Raw genomic sequence first — 21370 nt, 5'->3', positions numbered from 1 at the left:
CTATTTTCGCAGGAACGATAGACCAGCCTGCCAGTCAGCCTCCGGCGTTGCAGCTGTTACACAAGGGAAAGGGCTCCATGCAGCGCCCCGAGGCCCGGCCAATGGGCCTTTTTGGGGGGGCGCCATGGCTTGAGTTTGGCTCAGGCCGATGCCATGCCCGCCTCAGTACGTCTCCAGATGCAGTCGCCCTTCGCGCTGAAGCGTCCCACCCAGGGCGTCCCAGCTCAGCCCCGCCTCCTGGGCGATGTCACGCAGCGCCATCACCACGCCTTCTTCCATGCCCTTGAGGCCGCAGACGTAGAAGTGGCTGTTGTCATCGCGCAGCAGGGCCAGCAGGTCGGCGGCGCGCTCGCGCATCAGGTCTTGCACATAGCGCTTGGGCTGCCCGGGCGTGCGGGAGAAAGCCAGGTTGATGTCGATGAAATCCTTGGGCAGGCTTTGCAGGGGGCCGAAGTAGGGCAGTTCCTGCTGCGTGCGTGCGCCGAAGAACAGCAAGAGCTTGCCGCCCTCAAACTTGCCGCTGTTGCGTAGCCTGCGCCGCCACTCGGTCATGGCGCGCATGGGAGCGCTGCCGGTGCCGGTGCAGATCATCACGATGTGCGATCGCGGATGGTTGGGCATGAGGAAGCTGCTGCCGAACGGCCCCACCACCTGCACCTTGTCGCCTACCTTCAGATCGCAAACGTAGTTGGAGGCAACGCCTCGCACAGGGTTGCCATCGTGGTCCACGGTCACGCGCTTCACAGTCAGCGCCAAGTTGTTGTAGCCGGGGCGTTCGCCGTTGCGCGGGCTGGCCACCGAGTATTGGCGCGCGTGATGGGGTTTGCCCAGCGCATCGGCGCCCGGCGGGATGATGCCAATCGATTGCCCTTCCAGCACGGGGAACGGCATGCTGCCGAAATCGAGCACCACATGGTGGGTCTCGCTCTCATAACCCGCCTCGGTGCAATTGAAGTTCCCGACCACGGTGGCCGTGGTCGGGTTTTTGGGCGGAAAAAGATTGGTGTAGGGATGGGCTGCGGACCAGGGCGGTACCGTGGCTCCGTACTGGGCGGAGCGAAAAACCTGCGTGCCCGGCTCAGCAGGCGCTTCGGGGGCTTGCTGCAGCGCCGTTACCTCTGTGGCGGGCTCTCCGCCTGCTGCGACCAGTTCATGGGGGGCAAGCTCGCCCGGCAGTTCTTCCCAGCTGAACTGTTCCTCAACGGTGTAGGCGCGGGCCACTGGCACCGCACGCCAGTTGTCGATGGAACCCGTGGGGCAGGGCGAGATGCAGGCCATGCAGCCGTTGCACACATCGGCTCGCACCACGTAGTTGTTGTCGTCGTGCGTGATCGCGTTGACCGGACAGGTGGCCTCGCAGGTGTTGCAGCGAATGCAGATCTCCGGGTCGATCAGATGCTGCTTCAGGATGCCGTTGTCGATCAGCGTGTGGGTGTCCATATTCATTCTTCGAGCAATATCCGGCTACCGGTGCTGGGACCTTGCATACAGTGGAAGCATTCGGTGTGCCACAACGCAGAGCCCGACTCGCCGTGCCGCTCGCGCCGTCTTGCCAGGGGCGGCGAATGCGGCACGGGCAACTCAGCGGCGATCAATTAAAACGCACGTACTCAAAATCCACCGGCTGGCGGTTGATGCCCATGACGGGGGGCGCGATCCAGCCGGCGAACTTGCCCGGCTCGACCACACGGCCCATCAACGACGCCACAAACGCGAAGTCTTCGGGCGTGGGCAGCCATTCGGCCTTGCGCGCGGTCCATTCTGCCTCGCTCACCACGCGGCCGTCGGGCGACATCTTGATGCCCGCCAGCGCGCCGATCTGGCGATTGAAGGCCTTGTGGGGGACCACCAGGCGGGTGGGGACGCCCGCCTTCTCCAGCACCTTGTTCCAACGGCCCACGCCCGCCATGGAGTCCTTGATGAAGTCGTCGCGCAGTACTTCGTTCAGCGCGTTGAGCATGGGCACTTCTTTTTCCAGCAGCTGTCCGTCCTTGACCTCCAGCACCTTGTACGTCTGGCCCTTGAGCACATGATCGTCCGTGCGTTTTCCTTCTTCGTAGCGACCCTTGAGGCCCGAGCTGTAGAACGTGGCGGCGTTGCTCGACTGGTCGGCGCCGAACAGGTCGATGGTCACGCTGTAGTGGAAGTTGAGGTAGCGCTGGATGGTGGGCAGGTCGATGGCGCCAGCAGCACGCACCTTGGCAGGGTCGTCGGTCTTGAGGTCGTTCATTACCTGTGCGGTGCGCGACAGCACGCGCGAGATGCCGCTTTCGCCCACAAACATGTGGTGGGCCTCTTCGGTCAGCATGAACTTGGTGGTGCGCGCCAGCGGGTCAAAAGCGCTCTCTGCCAGGGCCGAGAGCTGGAACTTGCCGTCACGGTCAGTGAAGTAGGTGAACATGAAAAACGCCAGCCAATCCGGCGTCTTTTCATTGAACGCGCCCAGGATGCGCGGGTTGTTCTGGTCGCCGGACTGGCGCTGCAGCAGCGCTTCGGCTTCCTCGCGGCCGTCGCGGCCGAAGTGCTTGTGCAGCAGGTACACCATGGCCCACAGGTGGCGGCCCTCTTCCACATTGATCTGGAACAGGTTGCGCAGGTCGTACATGCTGGGCGCTGTCAGGCCCAGGTGGCGCTGCTGCTCGACCGAGGCAGGCTCCGTGTCGCCCTGGGTCACGATGATGCGGCGCAGATTGGCGCGGTGCTCGCCGGGCACGTCCTGCCAGGCTTTTTCGCCCTTGTGGTCGCCAAAGTGGATCTCGCGGTTGCTGTCGCCTGGGTTCAAAAAGATGCCCCAGCGGTAGTCGCGCATCTTCACGTGGCCGAACTGGGCCCAGCCGTTCGGGTCCACGCTCACGGCGGTACGCAGATAGACCTCATGGTTGGTGGAGCCCTCGGGACCCACGTCGTCCCACCAGTTGATGAAGTTGGGCTGCCAGCCTTCTAGCGCGCGCTGCAACGTGCGGTCTTCGCCCAGGTTCACGTTGTTGGGAATCTTCTCGCTGTAGTTGATGCTGCTCATGGGGTGCTCCTCTGGATGGAAATCGAATGCAGGGCAGGGGGTCAGACGCGCGTCTGGTCAAACCCGGCCTTCTGGCCGGTGCCGTAAACCTTGAGCGCGCCCTTCTCGCCCACGGCGTTGGGGCGGTTGAAGATCCAGTTCTGCCACGCGGTCAGGCGCCCGAAGATGCGGGTGTTCATGTTCTCCCTGCTGGCAAAGCGCAGGTTGGCCTCCAGGCCGGTCAGCGCATCGGGCGACATGGCGGCGCGTTCTTCAATGGCGATACGGATTTCGTCGGCCCAGTCGATGTCGTCGGGGGCTGCCGTGACCAGGCCCAGCGCCAGTGCGCTGTCTGCGTCCAGCGGCCGGCCCGCGGCAGCGCGGACCGCTTCCAGCGGGCCCGCCTCTTCATAGAAGCGGCGCTGCAAGCGGCTTTGGTCATTCACCATGGGCAGCAGGCCAAAGTTGAATGCGTTCAGGGTGAGCGTTGGGGCCTGCTCTGGCGCGTCGGGCAGGGCCAGCATGTAGGTGCGGTCTGCCGCTAAGGCCAGTTCTGCGAGGGTGCCGGCAAAAGCCGATCCCGTCTCGATCAGCGCGAAGAGGCTGCGTGAGGACACATCCAGACGGGCAAACGTGCGTCGCAGCGCACCGATGGTCTCGCGCACCAGCCAGTGGTCCTGATGCGCGAGCAAGATGGCATCGCTGGCCAGCACCGCCTGCGCATCCCCTTCGGTCTTCAGCAGCCAGGTGCCAATGTCCAGTTCGTTGGTGCGCAGGTTCAGGATGGCGTCGTCCAGCTCGCGGGCCAGTGCCAGCGGCCACCAGGCGGCGCCCGCTGCTTCAATGGCTGCCCTGTCAGCGGGCTGCGCTCCCTCGGGGGCGCGGATGCACAGCGTGGCCGTGCGCCGGGCGCGGTCGATGTCCACCGTCACGTGCTGGTAGCGCATGCCGTCGGCATGGTCCTGCCGCTCCACGCGTGGCAGGGCAATGCCTTGTGCGCTGCCGGGGCGGGTGCTGGTCTGTGCATGGGCGGCGGCGCGCTCTTGCACCGTGGCGGCAAATTGCGCGGGCTTGGCGATACGGTCCACCAGCCGCCAGTCCACCGCGCGCTGGCCACGCACACCCTCCACGCTGGTGCAGAAGATGTCGGCCAGATCGTGCCGCACGTGGCGCTTGTCCGTGACACGTGTCAGCCCACCGGTGCCGGGCAACACGCCCAGCAAAGGCACTTCGGGCAGCGACACGGCAGACGACCGGTCATCGACCAGGATGATTTCATCGCACGCCAGTGCCAACTCATAGCCACCGCCCGCGCAGGCGCCATTCACTGCCGCAATGAACTTGAGGCCCGAGTGTTTGGAGGAGTCTTCAATGCCGTTGCGCGTCTCGTTGGTGAACTTGCAGAAGTTGACCTTCCAGGCATGGCTGGACACACCCAGCATGAAGATGTTGGCGCCCGAGCAAAAGATACGGTCCTTGCCACTGGTGACGATGACGCTGCGGACGTTGGGGTGCTCGAAGCGGATGCGGTTGAGCGCGTCATGCAGCTCAATGTCCACCCCCAGGTCGTAGCTGTTGAGCTTGAGCTTGTAGCCAGGACGGATCCCGCCGTCCTCCGCTATGTCAAGGGACAGCCGCGCAATGGCACCCTCGATCGACAAGGTCCAGTGGCGGTACTGCGTGGGATCAGTGCGGTAGTCAACGCGTTCGGGAACGTGGGTGAGGTCTGCCATGAGGTCTCCGTGGAGAATTAATGCAATATAGTGCTTGTGTTCAGCTGTTGATGTGCATCATCATGCGTGTTGTTCGGTGTGTCAATGCATTTTTTTGCCGATGGCATTCGGGTAGACGGGCAGCGCTGCTGGGCGCTGCTGGGCGCTGCTGAGGGCTGCGCAGGGGGCGATCGGGGAGGGGGCGAGCTGCAGAGGCCGCCGTGGTGGAGGGCGCTGTGCCGGGATGGGCGTGGGTGCTGCGGCGCCGATGTCCGGGCGGCAGCCGTTCAGACCGGGTGCAGGTTTTTACGCCACGCGGGCCATGGCCTTGCGCACGCTGGCACTCAAGGTCTGCAGGCTCTGCTCGGGGGTTTGGCCGGAGGTATCCACCGTGATTTCGGCCTTGGAATAGAAAGCAGCGCGCCCGTCCAGGATGCGCTTGAGGTCGTCCATGGCCTCCTTGCTGGCGGCCATCGGGCGCATGTCGCCCTGTGCCACCACCCGCCCCATGTGTTCCTCGGGCGCGGCCCGTAACCACACGGTGGTGCAGTGGGCCAGCAGCTCGTTGAAAGTGGCGGGGTCCGACACAATGCCACCCGGCGTGGCAATGACCACCTCGCTGTGGATCTGTATCGTTTCCTCCAGCGCCCTGCGCTCGTAGCGGCGGTAGGCGGTGGTGCCGTACAGGTCGTGGATTTCGCGCACGCTGCACCCGGCGAGGGCTTCGATGGCGCGGCTCAGTTCAATGAAGGGAACATCCAGCTCGCGCGCCAGCAGCGGCCCCAGGGTGGATTTGCCAGCCCCCCGCAGACCCACCAGCGCAATGCGGCGGTGCCTTGCTGTGTCGTTGTGCCCCCCACTGAGCAGCTCGTGCAACGCCAGGCGGGCACGCCGCAGTTCGGGCTCGCTGCGGTGTTCCAGCAGTTCGCGGATCAGCAGCCATTCGGGCGATTGCGTCGTGAAATCGCCCACGAGCTCCGCCAGCGAGCAGTGCAGCGCATGGGCCACCTGCTGCAGCACCAGGATGGAGGCGTTGCCCGTACCGTACTCCAGGTTGGCCAGGTGGCGCTCCGAGACGTCGGCGGCCACCGCTACCGCCTTGCGGGTCAGGCCCCGCTGTGCACGCAGATTGCGAACGCGCTCGCCCAGCGACACCAGAAGAGGGTTCTTGGGCTCCTCGGCCGATGATTGCGCACCCTCCTGCGCGGAGGCGGGTGCGAGTAGCCCCGCCGTTTCTGTTTCATTCATACCCATCCTTTTCATGGAGCGCCCTGGTCTTCTCAGGGAAAACGCCATTCATGCACTATAGTGCTTGACATGGATCTTTGAGGTAACTATGGTTCATCAATTGGCAAAATACTGCATGTTTTGGATGCGCGCAAGGCGGTGGATCAAAAACGGTGCAGATTGGGCCCCGACTCTAGCTGCACCCACTGCCCATGTCCGACAAAACTGCATTTCACCAAGCCCTGGTTGATCTGACCGCCCAGCTCGCTGGCAAACCCCTGGATGCCGCTCTGGCGCAATGGCTGAACACCGCGCACGGCCCCACCAGTGCGACCTACCAGCGCTTGCGGGAGGCGTGCATTCAGGGCGCACGTGAAGGCTGGCTGTGTGAACGCGAAGGCGGCGGCATCCGCTATGGCCGTGTGTTCAAGCCCGAAGATGCCTTGCACCGGTTTTCTTTGGACGTGGTGGACATGCAAAACATTGCTGGCCCCCACCACACCCACCCGCAGGGCGAAATCGATTTGATCATGCCACTGGAGGGCGATGCGTTGTTTGACGGCCACCCTGCCGGCTGGTGCGTCTACCCGCCCGGCAGTGCCCACCACCCTACGGTGGCGCGCGGCAGGGCGCTGGTTTTGTACCTGTTGCCCGAGGGGCAGATCCAGTTCACCCGCTAGGGCTGGCGCCAGCGCTGCTCCCTATTGACTTTCTTGCTCTGAAAGATTGACTGCATGACTGAATTGCTCGCCAACCACCTTGCCGGCCGCTGGCAACACGGAACAGGGCCCGGCACTGAGCTGCGCGATCCTGTGCTGGGCACCGCCCTGGTGCGGGTGGACGCCACGGGGTTGAATCTGCCCGAGGCCTTTGCGTTTGCCCGCGAACAGGGGGGAGCTGAGCTACGCGCTGCCACCTATCGTGAGCGGGCCGCCATGCTCGGCGCGGTCGCCAAGGTGCTGCAGGCGCACCGCGACAGCTATTACGACATCGCCACCGCCAATTCCGGCACCGTCAAGACGGACTCTGCGGTGGACATCGACGGCGGCATCTTCACGCTCGGCCAATACGCCAAATGGGGTGAGGCGCTGGGCGATGTGCGCGTGCTGCGTGACGGGGATGCCGTCAGGCTGGGCAAGGAACCGGTCTTTCAGTCGCAGCACCTGCAGGTGCCGAGGCCAGGGGTGGCGCTGTGCATCAACGCGTTCAACTTTCCTGCTTGGGGCCTGTGGGAAAAAGCCGCGCCCGCCTTGTTGTCGGGCATGCCGGTCATCGTCAAGCCCGGCACATCCACGGCGTGGCTGACCCAGCGCATGGTGCAGGACGTGGTGAACGCGGGGGTGTTGCCCGCCGGCGCGCTGTCGATCATCGCGGGAAGCTCGGCGGGCCTGATGGATGCGCTGCAACCCTTTGATGTGATGTCGTTCACCGGCTCTGCCGAGACGGCGGGCGTTGTCCGGGCGCATCCGGCGGTGGCGCAGCGTTCGGTGCGCGCCAACATCGAGGCGGACAGCCTCAATGCCGCGCTGCTGATGCCCGACGCGGCGCCGGGCAGTTCGGCCTTTGACCTGCTGGTGCGCGAAGTCGTCCGTGAGATGACCGTCAAGTCAGGCCAGAAGTGCACCGCGATCCGCCGCATCCTGGTCCCCACTGCGTCGTACGCTGCGGTGGCGGAGGCTGTCAGCGCCCAGCTGGCCCGCGTGGTGGTGGGCAACCCCCGCAACCCGGAAGTGCGCATGGGCTCGCTGGTCAGCCGCGCCCAGTTCGATGGAGTGCAGGCAGGCATTGCCGCCCTGGGGGCCCATACCGACCTTGTGTATGACGGCCGAACGCGGCCGCTGGTCGATGCCGACTCTGCAGTGGCCGCCTGCGTCGGCCCGGTGCTGCTGGGCGCGCGCGATGCCGACAAGGCCTCCATCGTTCATGACGTGGAGGTGTTTGGACCGGTGGCCACCTTGCTGCCCTATAACGACCTGCCCCATGCGCTGGCCCTTGCGCAGCGTGGCCAGGGCTCGCTGGTGACCTCGCTCTATGGCGCCGACGACAAGGCCCTGGCCCAGGCCGCCGTAGCGCTGGCTGCGAGCAATGGCCGTGTGCATGTGGTGACGCCGGCAGTGGCCACTGCGCACACGGGCCACGGCAATGTCATGCCCATGTCGCTGCATGGGGGGCCCGGCCGGGCTGGTGGTGGTGCTGAGCTGGGTGGCTTGCGGGCGCTGGACTTCTACCACCAGCGCAGTGCGGTGCAGGCCAGCCCCGAAGTGCTTGCTGCGCTGGGCTGCTGACCCCTCAGCCCCACCCACAACGACCACACCATCGCGACGGAGACACGCCATGAACAGCCTTCCGGAACAGTTCAATTTTGCAGAGCATCTGTTTGCTCTCAACCGCGCGCGGGGTGACCGCATCGCCTACATCGACGACCGGGGGACCCTGAGCTACAGCGCGCTGGAAGACCGCGCACGGCGGCTGGCGGCGGTGCTGGCCAACACTGGCGTGCGGCGCGAGGAGCGCGTGCTGCTGCTGATGCTGGACACCAGCGACTGGCCGGTGGCGTTTCTGGGTTGCCTGTACGCGGGTGTGGTGCCTGTGGCGGTCAACACCCTGCTCAAGCCCGACGACTACGCCTACATGCTGACGCACTGCCGCGCGCAGGCGGCGCTGGTCTCCGGTGCATTGCTGCCGGTGCTGGACGAGGCGCTGGCCCTGGCACCCCACCATGAGGTGCGTGCTTGCGTGGTGTCGCAGCCGCAAGGCCCGCTGGGTGCGGGGGCGGTGGACATGCAGGCCGCCATCGCCAGCACCCCCGCGCTGACTGCGCCCGCCCGCACCGGCCCGGACGAGCCCGGGTTCTGGCTTTATTCCTCGGGCTCCACGGGCAAGCCCAAGGGCACGGTGCACACGCAGGGCAGCCTGTGGTGGACGGCCGAGCTGTATGGCAAGGCGGTGCTGGGTCTGACCGACAAGGATGTGTGCTTTTCGGCTGCCAAGCTCTACTTTGCGTATGGGCTGGGCAACAGCCTGACCTTCCCTTTGTCAGTGGGCGCCACAGTGGTGCTGATGGCCGAGCGACCCACGCCAGACGCCACGTTCGAGCGTTGGACGCGCCACCAGCCCACGGTGTTCTTTGGGGCGCCCACCGGTTTTGCCGGCATGCTGGCCTCGCCCCGCCTGCCTTCCCGAAGTGCGGTGGCGCTGCGCATGTGCTCGTCTGCCGGCGAGGCGCTGCCGGCCGAGATCGCGCAGCGCTTCAAGGACCATTTTGGTTGCGACATCATCGATGGCATTGGCTCGACAGAGATGCTGCACATCTTCCTTTCCAACCGCCCTGGCGATGTGCGCTACGGCACCACGGGCAAACCGGTGCCCGGGTACGAGATATCCCTGCGCGGCGAAGACGGCAGCGAGGTGGCGCAGGGCGAGATTGGCGACCTCTACATCCAGGGCCCCAGCGCTGCGCTGATGTACTGGAACAACCGCGCCAAGACCCGCGAGACATTCCAGGGCGCGTGGACCAAAAGCGGCGACAAATATGTGCGCGATGCCGAGGGTTACTACACCTACGCCGGGCGCAGCGACGACATGCTCAAGGTCAGCGGCATTTACGTGTCCCCCTTCGAGGTGGAGGCCACGTTGATGCAGCACACTTCCGTGCTGGAGGCAGCCGTGGTCGGCACGCAGGATGCTGATGGCCTGACCAAGACCAAGGCGTTTGTCGTGCTCAAAGATGGGCAGGCGGTCACACCGGATGAACTCAAGGCCTTTGTGAAGGAACGCCTGGCGCCCTACAAGTACCCGCGTCTGATCGAATTCTTGCCCGAGCTGCCCAAGACGGCCACCGGCAAGATCCAGCGATTTCGGCTGCGCGAGCGGGAGCAGCGGGCGTGAGTGCCAATGGCGTTGCACCCAGCCCCGTGGGGTGCACTGAGCATGTGCCAGTGCGCTGGCGCAACCGCACGGTCCATATCGAGTACCAGTGGATAGCCCCCGAGCGCACCACTGCCCCCTTGGTGGTGTTCCTGCACGAGGGCCTGGGCTCCGTGGCGATGTGGAAGGACTTCCCGCGCCAGCTGTGCGATGCAGGCGGGTTTCGGGGGCTGGTGTTCTCTCGTCCTGCTTATGGCCGGTCCACCCCCCGGCGCGCGGACGAGGTGTGGGGCGTGGACTTCATGCACCAGCAGGCGCACGAGGTGGTGCCCGCATTCCTCGATGCACTGGGCGTGCAGGAAGCCGCCTGGCTCTTCGGCCACAGCGATGGCGCATCGATTGCCCTGTTGCTGGCTGCACGCTGGCCGCAGCGCGTGCAAGGGCTGGTGGTGATGGCGCCGCACCTCTTTGTGGAAGACGTGACGGTGCAAAACATCGAACGCGCGCGGGACGCTTACGAACAGACCGATCTGCGCCACAAGCTGGCGCGTTACCACGACGATGGGGATTCGGCCTTCTGGGGCTGGAACCGCGTCTGGCTGGACCCGGCCTTCCGTGCGTGGAACATCGAGCCAGAGGTTGCCCTGATCCGCGCCCCCGTGCTGGCCATCCAGGGCTGTGATGACGAGTACGGCACCCTGGCCCAGATCCGGGGCATTGCCCAGCGGGTGCCAGGCACCCGGTTGCTGGAATTGCCGGACTGCGCGCACTCTCCGCACCGTGACCAGCCTGGTGCGGTGATGGCCGCTGCGGTCGCCTTCATCCAAGCGCACCACTCGCCCACATAGCGGCAGATGGTGCAGTAGCGGGCGGTAGCCCATGCACCCAGTGACGCCAAAAAAAAGGGGCTATTCCACCTGACGCCGCAGGCCTTCCAGGTCGGTCACGGTGATGCCGCCGTATTCGATCTCCAGCAGCCCAGCGGCCTGCAGCCGCTTCAACGCCGCGTTGCAGCGCTGGCGTGATACGCCCGAGAGATTGGCAATTTCTTCCTGCGACACCTGCAGGTGCGTGTCGCTGCCCGGGTGCAGCCAGGGGTGGAACAGGCCTGCCAGCGCGCGGGCCACCTGGCTGTCGGTATCGAGCAAATGGTGGGCCGTAAAGTTGCCCAGAAACCAGTGCATGCGTTCGTTGATCTGGCGCAGCAGAAAGTGGTCAAAGCTGCGCTGCGTGGCGTGCAGCCATTCAAAAGTCTCCATCGGCACCAGCGCAACGCGGCTGGGGCGCAGTGCGATCACGTCGGCCGTGCGGGGCGTGCCGCGCAGCAAGGTGCCCTCGCCAAACCAGCTTCCCGCCGACAGTCCGCCGAGCGTGACCGAGCGGCCATCCCCCGAGGTCACAGTCCACTTCAGCAGCCCCTCGATGGCGCCATACCAGTGCACCGGGGTATGGCCGCGCCGGCACAGCTCGCCGCCCTGGGGCACTTCGACCTCGCGCACATCGTCCATCACCCGCTGCTGGGCGGCGCCGTCCAGGGCCGGGAACCAGGCAGAGTGCAGCAGCAGATCGGTGAGGGTAGGGGGCGCCAGTTTGACCAACATGGTGAGAGTGTCTCCTGCGCCACTGTGTGCTGTACAGGCGCGTGCGCGTATTCCCTGAGTCCAAATGTCATCGCGATGACTGAATGTGCAAGGGCGTCAAAAAATAATGACGGCTCCATCCACAGGAGACACATGATGATGCACACCCGCCGCCAGTTCATGCACCACGTTGGTTGCGCCTCTGTGCTGGGGGCCTTGTCGCCGCTGGCCGCCTGGGCGCAGACCATCGACCAGGTCAAGATCTTTTACGGATTTCCCGCAGGCAGCGCGGGCGACAGCGTGGCGCGCAGGGTGGGCGAGAAGCTGGCGGGATCGCCCTACACCCGCAACCCCGCGGTGGTGGAAAACAAGCCCGGCGCGGGCGGCCGCATCGCGCTGGAGTCGCTCAAGGGGGCGCCCGCCGATGGCAGCGTGCTCACGCTGTCGCCGTTTTCGTGCACGTCCATTTACCCGCACATTTACAGCCGCCTGAGCTACGACCCGGCCAAGGACTTTGTGCCGGTGTCCATCGGCGCCGTCATGCACCATGGTCTGGCTGTGGGGCCGCTGGTGCCTGCCTCCGTCAAGACGGTGAAGGACTTTCTGGCCTGGGCCAAGGCCAACCCCGGGCAGGCGAACTACGGCTCACCCGCTGCAGGCTCCACACCACACTTCATCGGAGCGCTGCTGGGCTTGAACAACGGCGTGGACCTCAAGCATGTGCCGTACCGCGGGTCCATCCCGGGCGTCACCGATGTGGTGGGCGGGCAGATCGCGTCGATGGTCACGCCCAGCGGAGACTTCATTCCCAACCACAAGGCGGGCAAGCTGCGGCTGATCGCCACCTCAGGCCAGGCGCGCTCTCCGTTTTCGCCCGAGGTCGCCACGTTTGCAGAGCAGGGCTTTCCAGAACTCACGACCGAGGAATGGTTTGGCTTTTACGCCCCGGCCCGCACGCCAGCAGCCGTGGTGTCTGCCGCCAACGCCGCCATCAACGCAGCGATCAAGGACAAGGCCGTCATGGACAGCCTGGCCGTGGTGGGGCTCATCGCGAAGGGCTCTACGCCTGCGGAGATGCTGGCCTCGCAACAGGCCGAATATGAGCGCTGGGGGCCGCTGGTGAAGAAGGTCGGCTTCACGGCAGAGTCCTGAAAGGTTCCCCATGGCACACACCGTGAAGCGCGTGGCTGTGGTGGCCACCGGCACCATTGGCGCGAGCTGGGCCGCGTACTTTCTGGCACGGGGTTTGGACGTGCATGCCACCGACCCGTCGCCAGGGGCCGAGCAGCGACTGCGGGACGCCGTCGCCGCGCATTGGGTGGCGCTGTCGCAGCAGGGGCTGGCCTCGGGGGCAAGCCAGGAGCGCCTGCACTTTCATGTGCGGCTGGAAGATGCTCTGGCGCAGGCCGACTTTGTGCAGGAGAACGGGCCCGAGCGACTCGACTTTAAAGTGGACCTGTTCCGCCGCATGGATGCAGCGACCCCGGCGCATGTGGTGCTGGCCTCCAGTTCTTCGGGGCTGGCGGTGACGGACATGCAGAAGGATTGCGCACATCCCGGGCGCGTGGTGCTGGGCCACCCGTTCAATCCGCCGCACATGATCCCGCTGGTCGAAGTGGGCGGCGGCGAGCGCACCACGCCCCAGGCGATGGCCGATGCCATGGCGTTCTACACCCGCATTGGCAAGCGCCCCATCCAGGTGCGGCGTGAGATCAAGGGGCACATTGCCAACCGCCTGCAGGCGGCGCTCTGGCGCGAGGCCTTTCATCTGGTGGACCAGGGCGTAGCCACTGTGGAAGACATCGACACAGCCATCTCCCAGGGCCCCGGCTTGCGGTGGGCGCTGATGGGGCCGTTCATGAACCTGCACCTGTCGGGTGGCGACGGTGGCATAGCCCACCTGCTGGCCCACCTGGGCGGTCCCATCGAAAGCTGGTGGCAGGACTTGGGCACTCCGTCCATGACCGAAGCCTTGCAGCGCCAGGTGACCGATGGGGTCGCACAAGCACTAGGCACGCGCCAAGCCAGCGATCTGGCCCGTGCGCGGGATACCTTGCTCATTGAGTTGCTGCGCGCCAAGCAGGTGTCCGGCCTGTTGAGCGAGCCCGATCCCGATCTGCACACCTGAGGCACAGCGTCCCCTGTTTTGAACCTCCATCGTTCCCGAGAACCCACCATGTACCCAGCCTTTCTTGATGACGAGTGCCAGATTGCCCCCGCGCGCGCTGTGCGCACCCAGTTTGACGATGGTTCTTTCACGCTGCGCTCTCCCATGGCGCTGCAACCCTATGCCCGCTGTGTGGGGGAATGGCTGGAACGCTGGGCGCGAGAGACGCCAGATGCCCTGGCGCTGGCCGAGCGGGGCGATGGCGCAGAAGGCTGGCGCAGCCTGACCTATGCCCAGCTGCGCCGCCAGGTGGGCGCCGTGGCGCAGTCGCTGCTGGACCTGCGGTTACCAGTCGGGCGGCCCATTGCCATCCTGTCCGACAACGCGGTGGACCATGCGGTCCTCATGCTCGCGGCCATGCATGTGGGCATCACCCCCTGTTCGCTGTCGAGCGCGTATGCGCGCTCCCAGGACCACAGCCGCCTGCACAGCATGCTGTCGGTGCTGGAGCCCAGCCTGGTCTATGCGTCCGATGCCAGCGTCTATGCGGCAGCCCTGCAAGGCTGGGACAGCGATGCCGTGCGTGTGTTCAGCCGCAACGCCTCCACGTGTCCGGGTGCGCTGCCCTGGGAGCATCTGCTCGCTGGGCAGGAAACGCCCCAGGTGCAGCAGGCCATGCAGGCGTTGCTGCCCGATGACCATGCCAAATACCTGCTCACCTCCGGCTCCACCGGTCGGCCCAAGGTGGTCATCAACACCCACCGCATGCTCTGCGCCAACCAGCAGATGATGGCCCAGGCGTGGCGCTTTCTGGAGCACGAAAAGCCAGTGCTGGTGGACTGGTTGCCCTGGAGCCATACCTTTGGCGGCAACCACAACCTCAACATGGTGCTGTGCCACGGCGGCACGCTCTACATCGACGAGGGGCGGCCGGTGCCGGGGCTCATCGACAAGACGGTGCGCAACCTGCGCGAGGTGCAGCCCACCATGCTGTTCAATGTGCCCCGGGGCTTTGACATGCTGCTGCCGTTTCTGGAGGCCGACGACGGCCTGGCCGCTGACGTGCTGGCGCGCATGCGGCTGGCCTTCTATGCGGCGGCGGCGCTGGCTCCATCGACCTGGCAGCGCCTGCAGGCCGTTGCGCTGCGCGTGCGCCCCGCCCAGCCGCTGTGGCTCACGACATCGTGGGGATCCACAGAGACAGCGCCGGCCGTCACCACCGCGCACTGGCACCTTGAAGGCGCGGGCTGTATTGGTGCACCCTTGCCAGGGCTGGAGCTGAAGCTGGTGCCCAACGGCAGCAAGCTGGAGATGCGGGTTCGTGGCGTGTCGGTGTTTGCAGGCTACCGCAATGCGCCGCGCGAAACGGCGGCCGCGTTCGATCACGAGGGGTTCTACCGCATCGGCGATGCGGGCTATCTGGTGGACGCGGAGCAGCCAGACAAAGGCGTGGTCTTCAACGGGCGCGTGGCGGAGGATTTCAAGCTGTCCAGCGGCAGCTGGGTGTCGGTGGGCACGTTGCGGGTGGAGCTGGTGTCGCAACTGGCGCCGCTGGTCCAGGACATCGTGCTCACCGGGCATGACCGCGATCAGGTGGGCATGCTGGTGTTTCCGTCTGCGGCCGGTGCGGCCGACGCTGCGCGGCTGGAGCAAGCATTGCAGGCCGTGATGCGCGCGCGCCGCGATGCGGGCGCTGGGTCTTCGCAATGCCCCACGCGGGCCATGGTGATGGACATGGCGCCTGATGCAGACGCCGGGGAGATCACCGACAAGGGCTACATCAACCAGGGGGCGGTGCTCTCACGCCGCGCGGCGGCGGTGCAGGCTTTGTATGCCCATCCTGCAGCGCCAGGGGTCATCAGGGCCTGATTGCGCGGGGCCCAGGGCGTGTAGGGGAGGCGTCGTCGCGCACCCTTGCGGGTTCCCCCAAAAGAAAAAAGGGGCCTCGCGGCCCCTGGTGCTGAAGCAGGCGCCTTGCGGCGCTGGGTGCATCAGGCGGTTGCGTCCTTGAGCTTCTTCAGGGCGCGGGTCTTGATCTTGACCGAGGCGGGCTTGGCGGGGAACCAGCGCTCTTCACCCGTGAACGGGTCCTTGCCAAAACGCTTTTTCTTGGCAGGCACTTGCTGCAGGCCGATCTTGAGTACGCCAGGCAGCGTGAACTCGCCAGAGCCCTTCTTGTGCACCGAGCCCAGGATGGCGGCTTCCAGCGCAGCCAGCACGGCCTTGGCAGCCTTGGGCTCCACACCCGACTGTTCGGCCAGATGGGCGACCAGCGTGGTCTTGTTGAAAGCAGCCTTGATGGGCTTCAGGGCGGCAGCAGCGGCCACGGGCTTGGCGGCGGGAGCGGCTGCTTTCTTGGCGGCTGGAGCCGCCTTTTTGGCTGCAGGTGCTGCCTTCTTGGCGGCGGGTGCTGCGGCCTTGACGGCCACCTTCTTTGCGGGAGCGGGAGTTTTCTTTGCAGTTGCCATGATGTTTTTTCGTTGATTGGAATGACGATGGGCCCTGCCTCTGCGGGCGAGGACCTGCGTGATTTTAGGTGCGATAACGCCAGACGCGATAGGGCCTGCGTGCCGCAGGTGTTTGCAGCCGTCGCATGGGTGCGGTGCCAACTGCTTGCGCAGGGCCAGCGAGGTCGGTGCAGGAGCGCGCTTTGCGCCCCCTTGTTGTCTGCGTGGCTAAGCTGCCGTCTGCAGGCCCAGCACCGCGATCACATGACAGCCTGTGCCTGCGATGACACAGCCATGCCACACGGCGTGGGCGTAGCGCACTACGGCGTCCATCACAAAAAACACCACACCGGCCGTGTACGCGGCCCCGCCGATGACCAGCCAGGCCGCACTCACGGCGGGCACATGGGCCATCAGGGGCAAGGCCGCCAGCAGCGCCACCCAGCCCATCGCCACATACAAGGCCGTGGACAGCCAGGGCGCCGTGCGCCTTGTGCGCAGCTGCAGCCAGCAGCCCGCAAGGGCCGCGAGCCAGACGAGGGCCAGGGCGGTGACATGGTGCGTGTGGCCCGGCGCACTCAACGCAAACGGGGTGAAGCTGCCCGCAATGAACAGGTGGATCGCCGCATGGTCCAGCCGCAGCGCCCATTGCTTGGCCCGCCCCGGCGGCAGCGCGTGGTACAGGGTGGACGCGCCATACAGCAGCGCCATGGTGGCTATAAACACCAGCACACCCCCTATGGCTGCGGGATGCGCGGCGGGGGCTGATTGCAGCAGTTGTGGCACGGCAAGGCAGGCGCCCACCAGCGCAGCACCGTGCAGCGCACTGTTGGCCACCTCTTCGTGCAGGTCCTGCGGCCGGTCGCTCATGGCGATCTTGCTAGTGATGGGCAGGCGTGTGCAGCCGCTCGCGCCACAGCTGCCAGCGCGCGCGCTGCAGGGCCAGGAACTCCACCACGCCCCAGGCCAGTGCACAGGCCAGCATCGCCCAGCCCATGGCCCAGCGGTAGGCCTCAGTCTTGCGCGATGGCGGGTACATCATCGTGGTCCCAGCCGGTGGTGCGGGGCAGGTCCAGGCTCAGCCACCCGCGTTCATCGAACAGCTCATCGAGCAGCCGCTGCAGTCCGAACAATTTCCAGAGCATGTTGCGCCTCTTCCAAAGGGTGGTGACTGCAGGCAAGGTAGCGCCCTTGTGTGACGGTTTCGCGTCGGTTCGCGCAAACCCCACAGGTTGGCCGCAGCGCTGTTCGTGCTGGGCCCCGGGCGCTATCCTCACTGCCTGGCACGCGCTCTGGCGTGCTCCACACACCGACTTACCCCCACCCATTGAACATGCTGCCCGAGCTTGCGGCGCTGGAAAAAATCCTGAACCTGGGGGCGACCCATCTGCAGGTGCAGGTCGTCCAGCAGGTGTCTGTGGCATCGGGCACGCAATTTCCCATCTATGCCATTGGGTTGGGCAACCCGGCGCTGGACGTGCCCGCCGTCGGATTCTTTGGCGGCGTGCATGGGCTGGAGCGCATTGGTGCCGAGGTGGTCATTGCCTACCTGCAAAACGTGGTCATGCGGCTGCAGTGGGACACCACCTTGCACCAGCAGCTGGAGCGTGTGCGCCTGGTCTTCATGCCCATCGTCAACCCCGGCGGCATGTGGTCTGCCACGCGCGCCAATCCGCGCGGGGTGGACCTGATGCGCAATGCGCCCGTCGACGCGGTGGACCCGGTGCCCTGGGGCATTGGCGGGCAGCGCGTGAGCGCGGGCCTGCCCTGGTACCGGGGCAGGCTGGGCGAGCCCATGGAGGCCGAGAGCCAGGCGCTGTGCGACGTGGTGGCGCAGCAGCTGCTGGCGCGGCCCTTCAGCATTGCGCTGGACTGCCACTCGGGCTTTGGGGTCAAGGACCGGCTGTGGTTCCCGTTTGCCCACACCCGCCGGCCCATTCCGCACCTGGCCGAGCTGCATGCGCTGCAAGACATCTTTCTGCAGGCGCACAGCAACCACCAGTACATCATCGAGCCGCAAAGCGCGCAGTACCTGGCCCATGGCGACCTGTGGGACCACCTGTACCTGCAGGCCTGCCGCGATGTGCCCGCACACACCTTCTTGCCGCTCACGCTGGAGATGGGCTCTTGGCTGTGGATCAAGAAGAACCCGCGCCAGCTGTTCTCGCGCAACGGCATCTTCAATCCGCTCATCAACCACCGCCAGCAGCGGGTGCTGCGGCGGCACCTCTCGCTGCTGGACTTTCTGTCGCGCGCGGCCTGCAGCCATGCACGCTGGGTGCCAGCGCCCGATCAGCGTGCGCAGCGCCGGGCAGATGCCCTGGCTGCGTGGTACTGAGATGCCAGTGCGCCCACCACGCCAATGGATCTTGCTGCGCGGTCTGACGCGCGAGGCCGCGCACTGGGGCGCCTTTGGCGAGCGCTTTGCGCAAGCGGTGCCGGGCGACGACGTGCTGGCGCTGGACCTGCCGGGCAACGGCCAGTTCCACCATCTGACATCACCCTTGTCGGTACAAGGCATGGTGCAAGCCTGCCGTGCAAAGCTGGCGCAGCGTGCCGTGGCGCCGCCCTACCACTTGCTGGCCATGTCGCTGGGGGCGATGGTGGCCACCGAATGGGCGCGCGTGGCGCCTCACGAGGTGGCGGGGTGCGTGCTCATCAACACCAGCCTACGGCCGTTCAGCCCGTTCTGGCACCGCCTGCAGCTGCACAACATCGCACCGCTGCTGCGGCTGGCCTGGCGGTGGCGATCTGCGGAGGCCGCCGAGCAGGTGGTGTGGCAGATCACCAGCCGCAGCGCGCCATCCGCTGCTACCGGCGTGTTGGCGCAGTGGACTGCTGTGCGCAGGCAACGGCCGGTGTCGGCCCACAATGCCCTGCGCCAGCTGATGGCGGCCGCGCGGTATCGCGCGCCGGCAGCCGCACCCGTGGACCGTGTGCTGCTGCTGGGCAGCGAGAAGGACCACCTGGTGTCCCGCCAATGCTCGCAGGCCATTGCGCAGGCCTGGGGGCTGCCGCTGCAGTCGCATCCGTGGGCGGGACACGACCTGCCGCTGGATGACCCGAAGTGGGTCATCGATGCCGTGCTGCAGTGGCTGTCCCGTAGCGAGTCAACGGACGGGTAACGGGGGCTACGGCGTGAGGCTGTTTAACGCACCGTGTGCCACCAGCTCGCGGTACCACTCCGCATAGCCCGCGCTGCTGGGGTGCAGGCCGTCGGCGGCGTTCAGTTCCTGGCTGCGGGTCACGAACGGGTCCTGGTCGCGCGGCTTGAGCAAGCGCACGTAGTGCACCTGCTGCGCGCTGGCTGCCTCCCGCGCCAGGGCATGCAGCGCCTCGGACCGGCGCGACATGGCCCATGACAGGGGCGGCACAAAAAAGGGCGCGTGGCCCACGTTGCCACAAGGCATCAGCACCACCTGCTGCCCCTTGCGGCGCGCGAGCGCCACGGCCTGCTGTACGTGGTCGCGCAGCGTGTCTTCAGACGTGAAGCGGATCACATCGTTGCCTCCTGCCAGCACCAGCACCAGGTCGTAGTCGCCGCCAGCGCGCTCCAGTTGCTGCACCACATCGCCAAATTTGGCGCCGTTGGCCGCCAGGTTGTCGATGCGCCATTGGGGATGGTCCTGGCCGATGCGCCCCGGCAGGCTGTCTGCTGCGGTGCTGGCACCCGTGCCCACGGCGGTGCTGTCTCCCACCACCAGCACACGCCGCGTCGGCTGCGGGGGCTGAGCGGTGTAGGGGCGCGCGTCGCGGGCCAGGTCGGCGGCCGTCCACATGCGCCAAGGGGCACAGCCCGTCAGCAGCAGTGCGCCCGCAGCCACCGCGGCCAGGGTGGCCCACCGGCGGGTGGCGTTGTGGTGCGGGGAGGTCTTTCGCGTCATGGTGCATGCGCCCAAAGTTGCTCTGGGCTCAGCGTACCTGCAGACTCGGCGACCCTGCGTCGGCGTCGGGCATTCGCGCGCGTAGGACAGTGCTACGCCCCGCGTCCAGGGGGTGCTACTGCTTGAAGACGACGGCGTCCAGCGCCATCGCCCGGATCGCCTCGGCCGCGGCATCGGCCTGGGCGCGGGTGGCGTAAGGCCCCACCCGCACGCGGATGCGGCGTCCCTTGGAATTGTTCAGCTCCTGGCGAAACGCGGGCAGGCCTTCGTTGAGCAAGCGCGCCTGCGTCTTGCGGGCGTTGGCTTCTTCGGCGAACAGGCCCACGTTGATGTAGTAGCCCGGGGCAGAGCCCACCGTGGGCAGCGCGGTGTCGGCGGTGGAGGACGCTGCTGCCGCCGGTGCCTTGGGCTTGGTGGGGGCTGCTGCGCGGCTGGCGGCATCACGGCGTGCAGGGGCGGTAGCGGTGGCGCTGGCCGCAGGCGTCGGTGCGCGGGTCGATGCGGCTGGCGTGGCTGGCTTGGGTGTGGACGCTTTGGCGGCTGGGGGGGCGGCCGTGGCCGATGCGGACAGTGCTGGAGCTGGGGGCTCGGCCGATTTTTGAACGGCAGTGGCGGCAGGAGCGGGCGCGACAGCCAAAGGTGCCGACGCCACAGGTGCAGGCGCAAGCGCAGGCTTGGGGGCTGCTGCTGCAGCAGCAGCCTGCGGCGCGGGTGTGGGCGCTGGCGGTGGTTCTGTTGCCACTTCAGGGGCTGGCGTTGGCGGTGTGGGTGCCCCTTCGGCCTCCGGCACCGGCAAGGCACCCACGGGCTTGGTGGCAGATGCCGCATGGGCCGCTGCCGTGGCCTGCGCCACCGTGACGGCGGGTTCGAGCGCCAGGGGCTTCACGTCCGACGGCGACAGCGCCAGGTAGGCGATCAGTGCGGCCAGGCCCAGCACCACGTTTGCCAGCACCAGCACCTGCAGCCGCTTGCGCGAGCTGGCCTGCTTTTCGAGCAGCGCGCAGGCTTCCGGCACGGTGCGCGACGCGGCCAGCGCGCGCGCAATGCGCTTGCGGATGTCGGCGTACAGGATGGCGTTGCCGTACAGCCCCGGCACGGCAAAGGCCAGCACCGCAAAGGCGCCCAGCACCCCGAGTTCGATGCCCACGGGCCAGTGCAAAAACGAACGGCCCACGCCAAACACGATCAGTGCCAGCCCCTCGGCTGCCGCCACATAGACCAGCGCGGCGCCCCACAGCTGGCGAAACAGCATCCAGTTCAGGGTGCACAGGCAGGCGGCCCAGTTCCAGGTGGTGGTCGTGCGGCCCGTGTCGTCGAAGCGCTCGAACACCTTCAGGTAATAGTCCGTGCTCACTGGCCCCAGGGCCAGCCGCGACATGGCCGCCATGGCATTGTCGGACGGCGAATCGAGCGACATGGCCGGGATGATGGAGGCGACAGGATCCGTGTGGTCGAGCATGGTCGGATTCTGTCATGCACCGGGCGGTGTGTTGCCTGCCGAATCGCAAGGTGCTGCGCCGCGGCAACGGGTGCGCGCAGCGTGGTGGC

The 21370-nt window shown here is 66.5% G+C and carries 20 protein-coding genes; 9 read left to right on the top strand and 11 right to left on the bottom strand.

Annotation, left to right across the window (positions count from 1 at the left end; translation table 11 throughout):
• Positions 1-162: 162 nt before the first annotated feature.
• The 4 genes from boxA to ASC83_RS19455 form a co-directional block, all read right to left on the bottom strand.
• Entirely contained in the window at positions 163-1440 is a 1278-nt protein-coding gene (gene boxA / locus ASC83_RS19470; protein WP_056066502.1) for a benzoyl-CoA 2,3-epoxidase subunit BoxA, read from the bottom strand.
• A 151-nt stretch (positions 1441-1591) separates the two neighbouring features.
• Positions 1592-3019 (bottom strand): benzoyl-CoA 2,3-epoxidase subunit BoxB, encoded by a 1428-nt coding sequence (boxB, locus tag ASC83_RS19465; protein WP_056066499.1) that lies wholly within the window; start codon positions 3017-3019, stop codon positions 1592-1594.
• A gap of 41 nt (positions 3020-3060) precedes the next feature.
• A complete protein-coding gene (gene boxC, locus ASC83_RS19460; protein ID WP_056066496.1) occupies positions 3061-4731 on the bottom strand; it encodes a 2,3-epoxybenzoyl-CoA dihydrolase in 1671 nt (556 codons plus the stop codon).
• Between the two features lie 285 nt (positions 4732-5016).
• A complete protein-coding gene (locus ASC83_RS19455) occupies positions 5017-5958 on the bottom strand; it encodes a helix-turn-helix transcriptional regulator (protein ID WP_056066493.1) in 942 nt (313 codons plus the stop codon).
• 191 nt (positions 5959-6149) lie between these two features.
• Here ASC83_RS19455 and ASC83_RS19450 point away from each other — a divergent pair, with 191 nt between their 5' ends.
• From ASC83_RS19450 to ASC83_RS19435, 4 genes are read left to right on the top strand one after another with little or no spacing between them, the layout of a single operon-like run.
• On the top strand, positions 6150-6617 hold the full coding sequence (locus ASC83_RS19450; protein ID WP_056066488.1) for a DUF4863 family protein: 468 nt from the start codon (positions 6150-6152) through the stop codon (positions 6615-6617).
• A 54-nt stretch (positions 6618-6671) separates the two neighbouring features.
• The gene (locus ASC83_RS19445) at positions 6672-8222 is read left to right on the top strand and encodes a 3,4-dehydroadipyl-CoA semialdehyde dehydrogenase (RefSeq protein WP_056066485.1); all 1551 of its coding nucleotides are present in this window, start codon (positions 6672-6674) and stop codon (positions 8220-8222) included.
• A 49-nt stretch (positions 8223-8271) separates the two neighbouring features.
• Positions 8272-9825, top strand: a complete 1554-nt coding sequence (locus tag ASC83_RS19440) for a benzoate-CoA ligase family protein (protein ID WP_056066482.1) — start codon at positions 8272-8274, stop codon at positions 9823-9825.
• Positions 9822-10652, top strand: a complete 831-nt coding sequence (locus ASC83_RS19435; RefSeq protein ID WP_056066477.1) for an alpha/beta fold hydrolase — start codon at positions 9822-9824, stop codon at positions 10650-10652. The genes ASC83_RS19440 and ASC83_RS19435 overlap by 4 nt, the downstream gene beginning before the upstream one ends.
• Positions 10653-10712: 60 nt before the next feature.
• Here ASC83_RS19435 and ASC83_RS19430 read toward each other — a convergent pair whose 3' ends face one another.
• The gene (locus ASC83_RS19430; protein ID WP_056066474.1) at positions 10713-11405 is read right to left on the bottom strand and encodes a Crp/Fnr family transcriptional regulator; all 693 of its coding nucleotides are present in this window, start codon (positions 11403-11405) and stop codon (positions 10713-10715) included.
• Positions 11406-11543: 138 nt separating this feature from the next.
• On the opposite strand from ASC83_RS19430, the gene ASC83_RS19425 reads away from it, so the two are divergent.
• From ASC83_RS19425 to ASC83_RS19415, 3 genes are read left to right on the top strand one after another with little or no spacing between them, the layout of a single operon-like run.
• Positions 11544-12536, top strand: coding sequence for a Bug family tripartite tricarboxylate transporter substrate binding protein (locus ASC83_RS19425; RefSeq protein WP_056066596.1), 993 nt, complete (start codon positions 11544-11546; stop codon positions 12534-12536).
• A gap of 10 nt (positions 12537-12546) precedes the next feature.
• Positions 12547-13512: a 3-hydroxyacyl-CoA dehydrogenase NAD-binding domain-containing protein gene (locus ASC83_RS19420; protein ID WP_056066471.1), complete on the top strand. Its 966-nt coding sequence runs from the start codon at positions 12547-12549 to the stop codon at positions 13510-13512.
• 48 nt (positions 13513-13560) lie between these two features.
• Positions 13561-15360, top strand: coding sequence for a feruloyl-CoA synthase (locus ASC83_RS19415; protein ID WP_056066468.1), 1800 nt, complete (start codon positions 13561-13563; stop codon positions 15358-15360).
• A gap of 122 nt (positions 15361-15482) precedes the next feature.
• Here the strand turns inward: ASC83_RS19415 and ASC83_RS19410 are convergent, their stop codons facing one another.
• From ASC83_RS19410 to ASC83_RS24460, 4 genes are all read right to left on the bottom strand, one after another.
• A complete protein-coding gene (locus ASC83_RS19410; protein ID WP_056066465.1) occupies positions 15483-15959 on the bottom strand; it encodes an HU family DNA-binding protein in 477 nt (158 codons plus the stop codon).
• A 207-nt stretch (positions 15960-16166) separates the two neighbouring features.
• The gene (locus tag ASC83_RS19405; protein ID WP_056066462.1) at positions 16167-16808 is read right to left on the bottom strand and encodes a hemolysin III family protein; all 642 of its coding nucleotides are present in this window, start codon (positions 16806-16808) and stop codon (positions 16167-16169) included.
• Positions 16809-16818: 10 nt separating this feature from the next.
• Positions 16819-16977, bottom strand: coding sequence for a hypothetical protein (locus ASC83_RS24185; RefSeq protein WP_172727655.1), 159 nt, complete (start codon positions 16975-16977; stop codon positions 16819-16821).
• A complete protein-coding gene (locus ASC83_RS24460; protein ID WP_255342784.1) occupies positions 16952-17083 on the bottom strand; it encodes a hypothetical protein in 132 nt (43 codons plus the stop codon). The genes ASC83_RS24185 and ASC83_RS24460 overlap by 26 nt, the downstream gene beginning before the upstream one ends.
• Positions 17084-17271: 188 nt before the next feature.
• On the opposite strand from ASC83_RS24460, the gene ASC83_RS19400 reads away from it, so the two are divergent.
• Together ASC83_RS19400 and ASC83_RS19395 are read left to right on the top strand one after the other, a co-directional pair.
• Complete coding sequence (locus tag ASC83_RS19400) at positions 17272-18276, top strand: M14 family zinc carboxypeptidase (protein WP_056066459.1); 1005 nt, start codon at positions 17272-17274, stop codon at positions 18274-18276.
• A gap of 1 nt (position 18277) precedes the next feature.
• Positions 18278-19063, top strand: a complete 786-nt coding sequence (locus ASC83_RS19395; protein WP_056066592.1) for an alpha/beta fold hydrolase — start codon at positions 18278-18280, stop codon at positions 19061-19063.
• A gap of 6 nt (positions 19064-19069) precedes the next feature.
• On the opposite strand, the gene ASC83_RS19390 is transcribed toward ASC83_RS19395, so the two are convergent.
• Together ASC83_RS19390 and ASC83_RS19385 are read right to left on the bottom strand one after the other, a co-directional pair.
• Positions 19070-19822 carry an SGNH/GDSL hydrolase family protein gene (locus ASC83_RS19390; protein ID WP_056066454.1) on the bottom strand — a complete coding sequence of 251 codons (753 nt, stop codon included), beginning with the start codon at positions 19820-19822 and terminating at the stop codon, positions 19070-19072.
• Between the two features lie 115 nt (positions 19823-19937).
• Positions 19938-21281: an SPOR domain-containing protein gene (locus ASC83_RS19385; protein ID WP_056066452.1), complete on the bottom strand. Its 1344-nt coding sequence runs from the start codon at positions 21279-21281 to the stop codon at positions 19938-19940.
• Positions 21282-21370: the final 89 nt, after the last annotated feature.

Source organism: Acidovorax sp. Root402 (assembly GCF_001425125.1).
Classification (GTDB): Bacteria; Pseudomonadota; Gammaproteobacteria; order Burkholderiales; family Burkholderiaceae_C; genus Acidovorax; species Acidovorax delafieldii.
The sequence above is the reverse complement of the archived record's forward strand: the minus strand, read 5'-3'. Positions and strand labels throughout refer to the sequence as shown.

Bases quoted from the DNA above. Each gene is read 5' to 3' on its own strand.
- ASC83_RS19405 (WP_056066462.1), bottom strand. From the start codon at position 16,808: ATGAGCGACCGGCCGCAGGACCTGCACGAAGAGGTGGCCAACAGTGCG.
- ASC83_RS19385 (WP_056066452.1), bottom strand. From the start codon at position 21,281: ATGCTCGACCACACGGATCCTGTCGCCTCCATCATCCCGGCCATGTCG.
- ASC83_RS19445 (WP_056066485.1), top strand. From the start codon at position 6,672: ATGACTGAATTGCTCGCCAACCACCTTGCCGGCCGCTGGCAACACGGA.
- ASC83_RS19415 (WP_056066468.1), top strand. From the start codon at position 13,561: ATGTACCCAGCCTTTCTTGATGACGAGTGCCAGATTGCCCCCGCGCGC.
- ASC83_RS24460 (WP_255342784.1), bottom strand. From the start codon at position 17,083: ATGCTCTGGAAATTGTTCGGACTGCAGCGGCTGCTCGATGAGCTGTTC.
- ASC83_RS19430 (WP_056066474.1), bottom strand. From the start codon at position 11,405: ATGTTGGTCAAACTGGCGCCCCCTACCCTCACCGATCTGCTGCTGCAC.
- ASC83_RS19390 (WP_056066454.1), bottom strand. From the start codon at position 19,822: ATGACGCGAAAGACCTCCCCGCACCACAACGCCACCCGCCGGTGGGCC.
- ASC83_RS19440 (WP_056066482.1), top strand. From the start codon at position 8,272: ATGAACAGCCTTCCGGAACAGTTCAATTTTGCAGAGCATCTGTTTGCT.
- boxA (WP_056066502.1), bottom strand. From the start codon at position 1,440: ATGGACACCCACACGCTGATCGACAACGGCATCCTGAAGCAGCATCTG.
- boxB (WP_056066499.1), bottom strand. From the start codon at position 3,019: ATGAGCAGCATCAACTACAGCGAGAAGATTCCCAACAACGTGAACCTG.
- boxC (WP_056066496.1), bottom strand. From the start codon at position 4,731: ATGGCAGACCTCACCCACGTTCCCGAACGCGTTGACTACCGCACTGAT.
- ASC83_RS24185 (WP_172727655.1), bottom strand. From the start codon at position 16,977: ATGTACCCGCCATCGCGCAAGACTGAGGCCTACCGCTGGGCCATGGGC.
- ASC83_RS19450 (WP_056066488.1), top strand. From the start codon at position 6,150: ATGTCCGACAAAACTGCATTTCACCAAGCCCTGGTTGATCTGACCGCC.
- ASC83_RS19425 (WP_056066596.1), top strand. From the start codon at position 11,544: ATGCACACCCGCCGCCAGTTCATGCACCACGTTGGTTGCGCCTCTGTG.
- ASC83_RS19395 (WP_056066592.1), top strand. From the start codon at position 18,278: ATGCCAGTGCGCCCACCACGCCAATGGATCTTGCTGCGCGGTCTGACG.
- ASC83_RS19455 (WP_056066493.1), bottom strand. From the start codon at position 5,958: ATGAATGAAACAGAAACGGCGGGGCTACTCGCACCCGCCTCCGCGCAG.
- ASC83_RS19400 (WP_056066459.1), top strand. From the start codon at position 17,272: ATGCTGCCCGAGCTTGCGGCGCTGGAAAAAATCCTGAACCTGGGGGCG.
- ASC83_RS19410 (WP_056066465.1), bottom strand. From the start codon at position 15,959: ATGGCAACTGCAAAGAAAACTCCCGCTCCCGCAAAGAAGGTGGCCGTC.
- ASC83_RS19420 (WP_056066471.1), top strand. From the start codon at position 12,547: ATGGCACACACCGTGAAGCGCGTGGCTGTGGTGGCCACCGGCACCATT.